Raw genomic sequence first — 12068 nt, 5'->3', positions numbered from 1 at the left:
AGGCAGATGAAGTGAGGCAGATGAAGTGCAGGAGATGGTGTGAACGAGAGAAGGCCCAATGTGCTGTGGAGAGGAGGTGAGGACGTAATGTGCTTGGGGTGGGATGCTATTAATGTCCATCTGTATTTTCTCAATAAATTACTACCTGCCTCCATCCAGCCCATCTGCTCCTTCTGCCCCCACTCGCCCCATCTGCTCCATCTGCCCCCTTCTAGCCCGTCTGCTTCATCCGCCCATCTGCTCCACCTACCTCCATCCGCCCGCCCCATCTTCCCCATCCGCCTCCAGCCATCTCCATACCTTCTCTCTCCCTCACTAAATTAACTCCCGACACCCCACGTCCGCTTGAAATTATCTACTTCCCATTCCCACAATCCCAGCGTATACTATAATTATTCCAATGAGAAAGGTGTGAATAAAATGCAAAACGTGCCCAAAGGAATTCCCCGGCCATTAGTAAAAACTAATCAGGCGTTTATCGTCATTTCTGTAATATTAACCTGGCTAACAGGACAACACTGGATACTAGCGCTGCCCTTGTTTGCCGGATTGCTCGGTCTTTTGTTCGGTTATAATCCCATCATTAAGCTAGCTGCCAGGTTTCTGACAAAAGAGCGTTCCCACTATGTACTCGAAGACTGGTCACAACAACAGTTTAATCAAAGCATAGCTGTCTTCTGCCTCGCAGGGGGTCTCATCAGCTTCATCGTTGGCTGGACGATCGCAGCTTACATTTTCACAGCGCTCGTTGCGGTGGCCGCCACTGTGGCAATCCTAGGTTTTTGTATCGGATGTTTTATCCATTATCAATGGAGAATGTACAATTACAGACGTAAACAAAGCAGCACAAATTAAATTTGTTAATTTTAATCTCTCTCTTCTCCAACAACATCCCAGCGATGGCGAAATTTTAGTAACCGTGGATGCAGTGATAAAGGTGCAGCTGGCAACAATAACCGAATCTTTACAATCCACTCTTCAAAAGAAGAATAAGACGCAAACTGATTCGCCACCTCAGGCGTTAAATACAGAAAAATCGGCGAAGGATAGATCTCCAAAAGATGCCGCAACGCTGAATCAAGCGGAGTATACTTCTTTCGCTTCCCTTCCAAACTCTCTACCGTGATAAAGCTACGCCCTTGCTCCCTTTTCCATTCATGCAGCCGGTCCTCTCGCTTATAATAAGCGCTCACCGGCTCTTTGGTCATCCGTCGCACCGTTTCCTCATGAAGCGGATATAACACCAGTTTGGTGAAACGCCGGTCTGTTGCAGTTTTTGCCGCCACTTCAAGCTCTTGATCTGTTATATGTTCAAAAGAGTCGTAAAACACTAAAGTCCCTTTACGTTGCTCAACTGGCGGCTCATAGCCATAGGGTACATGCTGAATGTCTCTTTTCAATGAAATCCCTCCTGCTTGTTCTATTTATTAATCATATCATGTGACAACAGCAGGGCTATCATTCTTATCCTACAGCTGAAGATGAATGGTTAATGAAATCCTGAACTTTTGATATCAAGGCTGGGTAAATCAAGGGATACGTCAGCTCTTTTGGTATCTCAGTAAATCCTCTGATTTCTGCCATCTCATAAGGAGGAAGTTCTGCGAACTGTTCCACATTTGCAAAATATAACTTACCATAATTTTCTGGAGCGTCGATACTAGTGACCCTATAAATAGCTATTGGAAAAAGTGAGCATTGTTCCGCACCCGTTTCTTCATATAATTCTCTGGCAGCAGCCTGCTCCGGGATTTCGCCAACCTCTATATGCCCTCCGGCAAACTCCCACGTCGAACGGTTCTGATGTCTCGCTAAGATCCATTCTTCACCATGTTTAACCATAATAACAACGTACTTCAGCTCAACTTCTTTTTCCTTATCCAAATCATAAAAGTTTACCAGCAATTATATCCCTCGCCTTCCCTCCAGCCTCAAACATTTTTTGCCGCATCCCAAGCCAATTTAAATTCCGCTATATTCCGATACCGCTGCTCCCTCACCGCACTGACAGCCCGCAAAGCAACCTCGTAGAGGGCTTGGCTGGTTTCCCATTTTGCAAACGATCGATCGGATGCTCCTCCTAACAAAACTAATGCTGTGGCGCCCATATTAAATACATTCGTAACTTCATCAATCGGCGCATCCAAGATAAACTCTTCCGGTGACTTAAATCTGGATGAACCCCAGAAGTTCTCTCCCAGATCATTTACAGTAGGCTTACGTCTATAATAATCAATATCACAAATTTTAGTTTCATCGTTTACAAAATCATATAGAATACTTCCATCATAAAAATCGACAGCCACATAACCCTGTAACTCCACATATTCATGAAACGAAAAGATTACATCTAATGAAGACAGACGTTTTTCAACGGATAATTGCTTATAACGAAAAAAAGGCGACTCCGGATGACTCAGCTTCGCTTCTCCCGCAAACAGCCAATGCGAATGTAAACATTCACCTGCAAACCAATCAAAGACTGCTACATACCCCGACTCAACTTCAAAATGTGACAGTAGCGTGATCAGCGCATCATATCTAAGTTCGTTATATAACGGAATAGCTTCAATTAAACGGTTAACAGCATCCCGAGGATTCCCGGCATAAGTCAAAGGTTTCGCCCCAGCAAATTTCACAAAATACTTCTTCCCCTCCTGCTCCACGCCAAAAGAAAGATTTCCGGAGTCCTGCTGATCGAACACTTTAAACACTTTTCCCAGCTTAGTTAACCAAGCAAAATCACAGGCTTCCTGTAATTGAAAAGTTACCGCATCGATTTCATATGTATAATTTTTTTCGCGCAAATTAACCTCCTGCATTCACTTTCTAGATTAAATTTATAAGCTTCATTCATGGTCTTGTTCGATATTTAATCACTAGAATAATAACCAGCAACACAACACATAAAGACATCGTATTCGTAATCAAAAAAGCTAATCCAATCCCCGTAACCGCCAAACTGATCGCATAAGCTTCCATTAGACTAATCCCCAGCAGCATAAGTAAATACGATTTGAGATTTAAATCGGCTACGGATTTTGATTTGAGGATTTGAACAATCTGCGGGATCCATCCCAAAGAAAGAATCACTCCACCTATTAATTGCATGATTGCAAACATAAGAGCACCTCCACGGTTTTATACAGTTGTATTCCGGGCGGCTCGATCTGGTTCCATTTCATGTAAAAAAACAAATAACACTAAGCAAAGTTTAATTTCCCTGCATCTTGCAGCTTACTATACGCATAAGAAGCCGCACCTATAGTTCCTGCTCGACTCCCAAGCTCTGTTTGAACAATTTTACACTTACTGCTTGATAGCTTCAACGCATGCTGATGCACAGTCTCTCTTACAGGTTGGAGCAATTTATCTCCCGCCGCTGCCATTCCCCCACCTACAATAATAAGATCCGGGTTGAGGATATTCACAACATTCGCTAATCCAAACCCAAGTATAGTTCCAGTCTCCTGCATTACTTCCATAGAGAGAGCGTCTCCAAGTTCGTAAGCCTCAGATATCATTAACGCGGTAATTTGCTCATCTTGATCCTTAGTCCAAGTCTGAATAATACTTGTTCGACCTTCTTTCAGCTTTTCTTTAAAAGTATTCACCATGCCAATCGCGGACACATATCGCCCCAAACAACCGGAGCTTCCACAATTGCAGGGACGCCCGTTCCTGTACATATTCATATGCCCAATTTCACCAGCGCTATAAGACGTACCGTAGATCACTTTTCCGTCGTTCACAATACCCGACCCTAATCCCGTTCCCAAGGTAATCAGAACCAGATTGTTATACCCTCTTCCTGCACCTTGTTGCCATTCACCATAAAGATTAACCCTAACATCATTATCAATAAAAGTAGGAAAGTCATAGAATTTTTTCATCTCATCTACAACATGTACATGCTCCCAATCCGGAAAATTCGGTGAGAAAAAAGAAATTCCCGTTACTGGATCAAGTAATCCTGGCACTCCGATTCCCATTCCTTCTACCAAATCTAATGGAATATTCGCTTCATCCGTGATTAAACGTACTGCTTCTCTAATCCGTCCCAACACATGGGCCGGGCCCTTAGCAGCCTCTGTTGGTATAGATCTTTCTTTTACAGCCATAAAATCAGTATCGTAAATCCCTGCTTTAATATTGGTTCCGCCAAGATCAATCCCTAACATATACCGTTTCATAAAAACCTCCAGAATTAGATATTCTATCGTTTTCGATTAAGTTCTAGTACTAACTGCCGCTTCCGTTTCAGCTAACATCAAGCGGTTCACACCCATCTTAATCTGATTCTCGGTGAGATTGGAATAACCAAGTAGAAAGACAGGACCTTGAGGTTTAATGCCCACAAAATAAGAAGACGCAGGATAAACCCGAACTCCATATCGTAACGCCAATTCAGCTATACGATGCTCTTCGGCATTGGATTCCAGCTCAATTAATAAATGAAGACCCGCCTCTTCCCCATAATAGCGGACACGACTGCCAAATTCAGCATCCAAACTTTTTACTAGACAAGCCCTGCGGGCAGCATAAAGTTTCCCCATCTGCGTAACATGCCTTGCATAATGTCCATTCTGAATAAATTCCGCCAACGCTTCCTGATCCAAAGCAGAAGACATACGATCTGTTATCCATTTGACCGCCAAAAAAGGTTGAATCAAAGTCGGAGGCAATACAACATAACCTATGCGCAGAGAAGGAAATAACACTTTACTAAAACTGCCTACATAAATTACTCTACCCTCAACATCTAGTCCAGCAAGTGATGATAGCTTCGGACCCTCGTACCTGTATTCACTGTCATAATCATCTTCAATAATAAAAGCTTGATTGGCTTTGGCCCATTCCAGTAACTGCACTCTTCGTTTCATCGACAGGGTCACCCCGAAAGGAAACTGATGCGAAGGAGTGACATAAGCTAGTTTTGGTTTTTTATGGGGATCTTCTTTGATGGTATCACAGCTTGCTTGGAGCTCATCTACACAGATACCCTCTAGGTCAACTCTGATGGGTGTAACCACCGCTCCAGCGAACGAAAAAATCTCCCGCACAACGTTATGTGATGGATCTTCAACAATAACATGATCACCTTTTGAAACAAAAATTCTCGATAATATATCCAATGCCTGCGTTGCCCCGGATGTAATCACAATTTGCTCCGGAACCACGGGCATCGAACGTGTGGACCGTAATAAACGTGCAATCTCTTGGCGTAGTCCCAAAGAGCCCTCGACCGGGCCGTAACCCAAAGTATCAGGAGATGCACGACGACAGGCATTCATTAATGCTTTTTGCCACTGATCCATTGGAAAAGCGTCCCATGCAGGTACACCGTGCCGAAAATTACATAATACTGTGTTCAAGTCGTTTTCTATAATAGAAGTAGGATTGAGTGTTAGGAAATCAGGACCTTTCGTTATAAAATTGTAAGGGTTCTCAGAATCCTGGGGGTCTTTCTCCTCCACCGGCAGCCCCGCTATATAGGTTCCTGCCCCTTTTCTCATCTCCAGATAACCCTCTGCTTGAAGTAGCTCGTAGGATTGAAGAATTACACTTCTGGATACTTCCAGTTGATTAGCCAAAGTCCTTGATGGAGGCAGTGAATCCCCCCCACATAAAGCTCCTGAATGGATAGCATTACGAACCTGCTCATAAATTTGACGGCTTAATGGAATAGGTCTTTGTTTATCGAGAGTAATCAGCAATTCATGCTTCATAAGATTTCCTACCCTTCTAATCCGGGTTTTCTTAATGGTTCATAGTAAGGATTTTTACAATTAGTGCTGCAGAAACAGCACCTAAGATCACGAGTAACAGCGGTATTTTCCTAATTAATACCAGTATAACAGCGACTATACCCGAAGCGATACCTACAAGATTGTCATCTGCGTCCACCTGAAATATCCCAGGAACCGTTAAAGCACTAAGAACCGCGATAGGCAAATATTCCAACAAAGCTTGGACTTTGGAAGAGCCATTCGTATGCTTTGTCAGCAGCAAAGGTACAAAACGAAATGAAAATGTAAGGATTGCCATCCCGATAATGATCAGAATAGTCATACGGATACCTCCTTTTCTACTTCAGCTTGCTCTCGAAATAAGGAGCCTACTGCCATACCCATTAACATAGCTGCAAGTATCGAGGAGTTTCCAAGTACGGGATGTAGGAGCCATGAAGAACCCGCCGCTGCTAAACATATGGCCAAATTCCGAATGCTTCCCTTTAGTTGTGGCACTATTAGTGCTATCAGTAAGGCATATAATGAGGTGTTCAAAGCAGGTAAGTATACAGCCGGAATGTAGGATGCCAGCGATATTCCCGCAGCTGTTGCCAGTAAATTTGCTATATACGGAGGAATTTGTAGACCCAGCAAATATGGAAGAGTTATATTTTCTTTTGAATGATTGCGGGGGATCATACTAACAGCGTACACTTCTTCTGTTAAACTGAACCCAATCCAGACTTTGGCCAGCAGATTGATTGTACGGTCAAGCTGACTCCCAAAAGATAGGCTAATAAACAAATATCTTAAATTAATGATCAACGTAAGCAGCAGGATCATTGGAGCGGCGGCCCCAGCAGCAAGCATTTTCACGCCAATAAATTGGCTGGCTCCCGCAAATACGAGCGCTGACAATAAGAACACTTCCAGACTCCCCAGGCCTAATCCCTTACCGACCAATCCAAACGTAAAACAAGCAGGAATAAATCCTGCAACAATAGCTACAGAATCCTTAAGACCCGTTCTAAACATCACTTTCTGATCACTCATAAGTTTCTCTCTCCCTTATCGTTGTCCCTAGAGAGAGCATACTTGGATACAATTCTGGTGGAAATAACCGCATGGGTGCGTATGTACCATACCAATTTCTTGACATAGAAAAAAGACCGCCCGCTAAGAGAGCGATCTTTAATGAAGGTTAAACCTCCTGAGGACTTTCCACAATCCCGCTGATTTCTTGTTGAATTTGGGATTTAATCTGATCTACATGGTCAAAATCTGTAGCGGCGGCATAGATTGTCTTTAACTCATCCAAAAATACTTTGGCATCTGTCAGATGTTGAATGGATTGTTTCATGGTGCTGGAATATCGCTCTTTAATACTTGCGATGGCTTCGGCAAAAGCTTCATCCGTACCTGGCTGAATGCACCGTGAATACATATCAACAATCTCGTCGGTAGCACGATCAGGGAAATACTCATGCGGAGCTGTGCTGTCAAAAATAGCAAACCCAAGCTCGCGTACGATAATCATATCAAGGCTGTTCGGATCGAAACCACAGTGGTAAATCTCAACATTGACACCACGTTTTATTCCTTCAGCCGCCAATTTTTTTAAAAGTGTAGATTTACCGGAACCCGCGCGACCTTTTACAAGATATCTTTTTAGCCCTGCGGTTAAATTAGGTACAAAATCCACTGCACCCTTAGGCGTAGCTGCACCTAAAAAACGGTGATCCACCCGGCTTACTTTTTCGAAGTTCTGATCACCATACAGAAGTTGAATATACTCCTGAGTCAGCTCATCAGCGGCTTGGAAATTCATTGTCGCAATATAAATCGCTTCCCATTCGTCATGAATGCGGAGTGCTTCAGCAAAGCCTGAATAAGCGAGTTCATGCTCTTCCGTGTACTGATCAACTAAGCTGTCGATCTCAACACAACGCTGGCTTAACTGGAGCGTATCGACGGCCTGCTCCAAATTCACATGTATGATGGCCTCTTCAGGCAATTCTGGCTTAATGACCCGTGGAGCCGTACCATCTATAATTCCTACTTTTAATTCAGGAATAACCACTCCGTCGAGTGAATCATTATCTGACGCTGTGTGAATTAACCAGATCTCATAACCTTGTTGAGCCAGAAGATCTCCGATTTCTCGAATGATTCTAGTTTTCCCCGTACCGGGGCCTCCTTTTAAAACAAACAAACGTGTTAAACCTTGCAATGACGACTCATAGAGGTTAGAGAAGCCGTGAGCTGTGTTGCCGCCAGCAAAGAAATTCAGGATTGTTCCGTCCATAATCGCACACCTTTCCGGGCTGATGTCATGTTTCATTGTTCATCTTATTAATGTACCCAAGGAAAGGTGACGCTTTGAGTGAGATGTGGTTTCGTTAGATAATTCAGTTTCAAACAAAACGATCCAAAAACCTCTTAATGACGGGAACATCTGGAGGAGACAGCTCGCTTGGCAATTCTGCATAATTAAAAAAACGCAATTCTTGCACTTCAATTCCATCTACTTTTAGCGCCCCATCAAAGTCTGTGCATAGATATGCAGCCACAACATTATATACTTCATCCCCGTGCGGGTATTTATAATAAAGATCTTTTCCAGAGAACATGTCGAACAATTCAAGACCTTTGGCTGTTAAGCCCGTTTCCTCAAAAAGCTCCCTCTTAGCGACCTCTTCTAAAGTCTCCCCAAGCTCCATCGAGCCACCTGGCAAACCCCAGCATCCGTTGTCCGTTCTACGTTGTAATAATAATTGATGATTGCTGCACAATAAAACACAGGCTCCTGCCATTATAAGGGGTCTGGTACCTACCAGCTTTCTTAACTCCATAATATAATCGCTCAAAAAACTACATCCTTTCTTCTAATAGGCTCAAATATCCTAAGCTAATTAAAGTTTATTTCTTTTTCTGCACATGAAAACCATTGTCTTGCGCGTAATTTTCAATGCTCCAAATACCTATTCCCCGCTCTCGCGCCTTATCCTGAATCGCTCTAAATTGATCTACGTATTTTGTATTAGGTGCAAATACATAGGCTACACGTGCATAACCCTGCTCTAGCAGAATCTCATTGAACATTTTCCCATCTATATAGAGGTAACAAAGTAGGCGGCCATATTTGTCCCGCTCCGATACATCAAGTTCAATTTGTACATCTTTATCCGTAAGCATCTTTTTGGCGAAATCAGAAGCTTCTAGCGAAAAGGGCTGTGGTTCGGGGATGTTCGGATTCACTGACTCTGGAGTATCAACCAGCAATAAACGAATGGTTTCCTTTTTGCCGCCTATAGTCAGCTTCATGGTGTCACCATCGACTACTCGTGTTACCTTTGCATCTATTAAACGTTTGTTGTCCTCTGTTGTATTGTCTGGCGTAGAACCCAATCCAGAACTGGAATCAGCCGTAATCGTTGGAACTGGCTCTAAAGTAATCTGCTCGGCTAAGTTGCAGGCAGTTGTTGTTCCAAGTAAGAGTGTGATAGCTAGAAAGCTTTTTACTAGATAAATCTTATTCATTGTTAACCTCTTTCTTATACACGTATGTAATTTCATGGGGTCTATTAAAAATAAATTAAAAAACTTAAAAACACAAGACTGTACTACTAATCATAGAAAACAGCGACAGCCATGTACCAGAAAAAAGATACTTGGCTATCGCTGTTTCGCCTTTACTCTACTTCCACCACGTTTAATTTGGAAATCTTTATTTTGATTATGATCGATAAGAAAGCAAGCAGGGAAAACATAATTCCGATCCAGATGAGTTGATGTATTCCTGCGTGAGAAATAAACCAACCACCGATAGCAGTCCCTATAGTAATTCCAAGGTTGGAAAATGAGATAAACAAGCTGTTACCGAATTCGGGAGCTTCTTTCGCTTCGGTCGTTAACCATGCTTGACTGACAATCAGTCCGCCGGAATGCACTGCCCCCCAAATAATTATGATAACAACCATCGGAAGGAAATAAGAACCTAGATAATATACGAATAAGTAAGTTACCGCATATAACAATGGAAACATGATAACGGTCTTTGTAATGCCTTTATGCAAAAGGCTTCCAAATAAAAAATTCCCAAAAATCATGATTATCCCAAAGGCCATCAACATGATACTAATCCATGACCCGTTCATATGTGTTACCTGCCCAAGATATTCAGCAAAGTAACTGTACACAGAAAACATAGCTGCAAAGATAAAAATAACTGCCACAATATTTAACCACAATAGGGGTTTGCGTAAAATACCAAGTTGTTTACCATATGACATTTTTTCTTTAACTGGCATGGAAGGAAGCCAAGCTAGTATTCCTAAAAAGGCAATTATACTTACGACAGCTCCAAACAGAAAAGCGACTTCTAACGAAATTTTGTCCGCGAGATAAGAAGTCAAAGGCACACCAAAAGCAAACCCGACCGTTATTCCGGCGAAAACCTTTGTAACTGCTTTGGTGCTCTTTTCCGGAGGGACAAGTTGGGCAGCGGTAACAAGTGCAACTGAAAAAAACACGGGATGAAAAATAGCAGGGATAATACGGAAAATCAGCATTACTTCAAACATGGTCGTATACGCATAAACAATATTTGAAATTGCAAAAATAAGCACAGCAGTTAATAGAATTATTTTACGATTAATTCCAGAAGCCAATAAGGTCAGAAATGGACCTGAAATAGCAACAACTAAAGCAAATATACTTACAAGCCATCCAGACTGAGAAGTTGATATATTAAATTTTTGAGTTACCTGTGGCAGAACACCTATAATCCCCATTTCCGTTGTAATAATGCCAAATACGCCTAAAGCCAAAATAATAATAAGCAAAGGGTTAACCTTTTTCATTTTAAAATAATCCTCCATTTATATTTACATATTTAGATTTGTAGATATGTATTACCAAAAAAAAGCCCTTCCTCCTTTCTCCTATAGTTTCTCTTTAATATACTCGGAAAACTCTTGAATTGTCTTTTCGTTTCGACGATAATACGTCCACTTCCCAATTCGCTCAGATTCCAGCAAACCAGCTTTTTGCATAGTCAATAGATAGCTCGAAATAACCGACTGTGCAAGCCCCGCTTTAGCTTGAATATCTCCCACGCAAATCCCAATTTGAAAATTTAGGCCTTGTTGTAAATAAGGCTTTTCATCAAAAAATTCCTCGGGAGTTTTTAGCCACATCATAATTTGACTACGAGTCTCGTTAGACAACGCTTTGAATATCAATAAAGGTTCCATGTGTTCCATTATATCTATTTTTATAGATTTGTAAATACAAAAGATGCCGATGTCTCGTTGTTGCAATAACATTATGTAGATTCATGTTTCGTATCGAATTGTTCGTTTAGTGAATTAAATATTTCCATATCAACCAGCACAGCAGTACGGATACCCAAGAAATGAAACCGAAAATCATCACGATTTTGTTCTCACTCCATCCGTATTTTAAGCTGAAGTGGTAATGGATCGGAGCCATCCGGAATAGCCGCAGCTTCGTCCGTTTGTAGTACCAAACTTGTAAAATGACCGACAACTGCTCCGCAAAATAAATGAAAAATAAAATCGGAAGCAAGAGCTCAACCTTTTCAATGACAGCCAGAACGGAAAGGGAGCCACCGATCGCGAGTGATCCAGTATCGCCCATAAACGCTCTTGCTGGATAAATATTGTAAAGCAAAAGCCCTAGCAGACAACCGATCATAACAAGTGAAAAAGTCTGCACTTCAGGTTTGTCCGAAATCATAAAAAAGAAAAAATACGACGGTATGGCTACATTGATCAGTAGCCCATCGAGACCATCTGTAAAATTGATGGCATTCGCGGAGCCGACCACAAACAGCAAAATGATAGTCACATAAAGGTATAAAGGCAACTGCAGATTTTGGCCTTTAAATAACTCGATATTACTCGTCAGGCCGAACGAATGGAACAACACATATAATATAATTCCAGTAAAAAGAAATTGAAGCACTAGTTTTGAGCGGCCGCTGATGCCGGATGGATTTTGCCAAAAAGCCTTTTTGAAATCATCCAAAAATCCGACTGAACTAAACAACAAAAACGTAACGCATAAGAGTAACATTAGAGGCCCGGGTTGAAACTGCAGCGAAATCGCTATCCCGATAAGCAGGATCAACCCTGCCATTAGTGGTGTACCCCGTTTGGCCTGATGATCTGCTGGAAGCTCGGCACGAATCGGCTGCGTTAACCTCAGTCTATGCAGCGTCCAGATTAATAGAGGCGTAAACACCGCCACCAGAAGAAATGACAGGCCGGAAACAGCCAGAATTCCATACATATAACGAACTCCCCTCTTTGA

The 12068-nt window shown here is 42.1% G+C and carries 15 protein-coding genes; 1 reads left to right on the top strand and 14 read right to left on the bottom strand.

Features of this window, described 5'->3' with window-relative positions; all coding sequences use genetic code 11:
- Window positions 1-420 precede the first annotated feature (420 nt).
- Complete coding sequence (locus MHI51_RS13965) at window positions 421-855, top strand: DUF4395 domain-containing protein (RefSeq protein WP_076126204.1); 435 nt, start codon at window positions 421-423, stop codon at window positions 853-855.
- 11 nt (window positions 856-866) lie between these two features.
- On the opposite strand, the gene MHI51_RS13960 is transcribed toward MHI51_RS13965, so the two are convergent.
- From MHI51_RS13960 to mraY, 14 genes are all read right to left on the bottom strand, one after another.
- On the bottom strand, window positions 867-1400 hold the full coding sequence (locus tag MHI51_RS13960; RefSeq protein WP_076218015.1) for a hypothetical protein: 534 nt from the start codon (window positions 1398-1400) through the stop codon (window positions 867-869).
- A 64-nt stretch (window positions 1401-1464) separates the two neighbouring features.
- On the bottom strand, window positions 1465-1905 hold the full coding sequence (locus tag MHI51_RS13955) for an NUDIX domain-containing protein (RefSeq protein WP_076126199.1): 441 nt from the start codon (window positions 1903-1905) through the stop codon (window positions 1465-1467).
- Between the two features lie 26 nt (window positions 1906-1931).
- On the bottom strand, window positions 1932-2807 hold the full coding sequence (locus tag MHI51_RS13950) for a serine/threonine protein kinase (RefSeq protein WP_076280737.1): 876 nt from the start codon (window positions 2805-2807) through the stop codon (window positions 1932-1934).
- 46 nt (window positions 2808-2853) lie between these two features.
- Window positions 2854-3123 carry a PQ-loop domain-containing transporter gene (locus MHI51_RS13945; protein WP_076301900.1) on the bottom strand — a complete coding sequence of 90 codons (270 nt, stop codon included), beginning with the start codon at window positions 3121-3123 and terminating at the stop codon, window positions 2854-2856.
- A gap of 80 nt (window positions 3124-3203) precedes the next feature.
- On the bottom strand, window positions 3204-4193 hold the full coding sequence (locus MHI51_RS13940; RefSeq protein ID WP_405173965.1) for an ROK family protein: 990 nt from the start codon (window positions 4191-4193) through the stop codon (window positions 3204-3206).
- A 36-nt stretch (window positions 4194-4229) separates the two neighbouring features.
- The gene (locus tag MHI51_RS13935; RefSeq protein ID WP_076301898.1) at window positions 4230-5729 is read right to left on the bottom strand and encodes a PLP-dependent aminotransferase family protein; all 1500 of its coding nucleotides are present in this window, start codon (window positions 5727-5729) and stop codon (window positions 4230-4232) included.
- Window positions 5730-5760: 31 nt separating this feature from the next.
- Entirely contained in the window at window positions 5761-6072 is a 312-nt protein-coding gene (locus MHI51_RS13930) for an AzlD domain-containing protein (protein WP_036686713.1), read from the bottom strand.
- Window positions 6069-6785 (bottom strand): AzlC family ABC transporter permease, encoded by a 717-nt coding sequence (locus MHI51_RS13925; protein WP_076301897.1) that lies wholly within the window; start codon window positions 6783-6785, stop codon window positions 6069-6071. The genes MHI51_RS13930 and MHI51_RS13925 overlap by 4 nt, the downstream gene beginning before the upstream one ends.
- 148 nt (window positions 6786-6933) lie before the next feature.
- Window positions 6934-8037, bottom strand: a complete 1104-nt coding sequence (locus MHI51_RS13920; RefSeq protein WP_076126187.1) for a PRK06851 family protein — start codon at window positions 8035-8037, stop codon at window positions 6934-6936.
- Window positions 8038-8146: 109 nt separating this feature from the next.
- A complete protein-coding gene (locus tag MHI51_RS13915; protein WP_076218042.1) occupies window positions 8147-8584 on the bottom strand; it encodes an NUDIX hydrolase in 438 nt (145 codons plus the stop codon).
- Between the two features lie 67 nt (window positions 8585-8651).
- Window positions 8652-9272 carry a thermonuclease family protein gene (locus MHI51_RS13910; protein WP_076126181.1) on the bottom strand — a complete coding sequence of 207 codons (621 nt, stop codon included), beginning with the start codon at window positions 9270-9272 and terminating at the stop codon, window positions 8652-8654.
- A gap of 152 nt (window positions 9273-9424) precedes the next feature.
- Entirely contained in the window at window positions 9425-10594 is a 1170-nt protein-coding gene (locus MHI51_RS13905) for an MFS transporter (RefSeq protein WP_076305482.1), read from the bottom strand.
- Between the two features lie 81 nt (window positions 10595-10675).
- Complete coding sequence (locus tag MHI51_RS13900; protein WP_076183917.1) at window positions 10676-10987, bottom strand: helix-turn-helix transcriptional regulator; 312 nt, start codon at window positions 10985-10987, stop codon at window positions 10676-10678.
- A 106-nt stretch (window positions 10988-11093) separates the two neighbouring features.
- On the bottom strand, window positions 11094-12047 hold the full coding sequence (gene mraY / locus MHI51_RS13895; protein ID WP_405173964.1) for a phospho-N-acetylmuramoyl-pentapeptide-transferase: 954 nt from the start codon (window positions 12045-12047) through the stop codon (window positions 11094-11096).
- Between the last annotated feature and the right edge of the window lie 21 nt (window positions 12048-12068).

Source organism: Paenibacillus sp. FSL H8-0260, from assembly GCF_045040625.1.
Classification (GTDB): Bacteria; Bacillota; Bacilli; order Paenibacillales; family Paenibacillaceae; genus Paenibacillus_AQ; species Paenibacillus_AQ odorifer.
The sequence above is the reverse complement of the archived record's forward strand: the minus strand, read 5'-3'. Positions and strand labels throughout refer to the sequence as shown.

Bases quoted from the DNA above. Each gene is read 5' to 3' on its own strand.
- MHI51_RS13900 (WP_076183917.1), bottom strand. From the start codon at position 10,987: ATGGAACCTTTATTGATATTCAAAGCGTTGTCTAACGAGACTCGTAGT.
- MHI51_RS13920 (WP_076126187.1), bottom strand. From the start codon at position 8,037: ATGGACGGAACAATCCTGAATTTCTTTGCTGGCGGCAACACAGCTCAC.
- MHI51_RS13945 (WP_076301900.1), bottom strand. From the start codon at position 3,123: ATGTTTGCAATCATGCAATTAATAGGTGGAGTGATTCTTTCTTTGGGA.
- MHI51_RS13915 (WP_076218042.1), bottom strand. From the start codon at position 8,584: ATGGAGTTAAGAAAGCTGGTAGGTACCAGACCCCTTATAATGGCAGGA.
- mraY (WP_405173964.1), bottom strand. From the start codon at position 12,047: ATGTATGGAATTCTGGCTGTTTCCGGCCTGTCATTTCTTCTGGTGGCG.
- MHI51_RS13905 (WP_076305482.1), bottom strand. From the start codon at position 10,594: ATGAAAAAGGTTAACCCTTTGCTTATTATTATTTTGGCTTTAGGCGTA.
- MHI51_RS13940 (WP_405173965.1), bottom strand. From the start codon at position 4,193: ATGAAACGGTATATGTTAGGGATTGATCTTGGCGGAACCAATATTAAA.
- MHI51_RS13935 (WP_076301898.1), bottom strand. From the start codon at position 5,729: ATGAAGCATGAATTGCTGATTACTCTCGATAAACAAAGACCTATTCCA.
- MHI51_RS13925 (WP_076301897.1), bottom strand. From the start codon at position 6,785: ATGAGTGATCAGAAAGTGATGTTTAGAACGGGTCTTAAGGATTCTGTA.
- MHI51_RS13930 (WP_036686713.1), bottom strand. From the start codon at position 6,072: ATGACTATTCTGATCATTATCGGGATGGCAATCCTTACATTTTCATTT.
- MHI51_RS13965 (WP_076126204.1), top strand. From the start codon at position 421: ATGCAAAACGTGCCCAAAGGAATTCCCCGGCCATTAGTAAAAACTAAT.
- MHI51_RS13910 (WP_076126181.1), bottom strand. From the start codon at position 9,272: ATGAATAAGATTTATCTAGTAAAAAGCTTTCTAGCTATCACACTCTTA.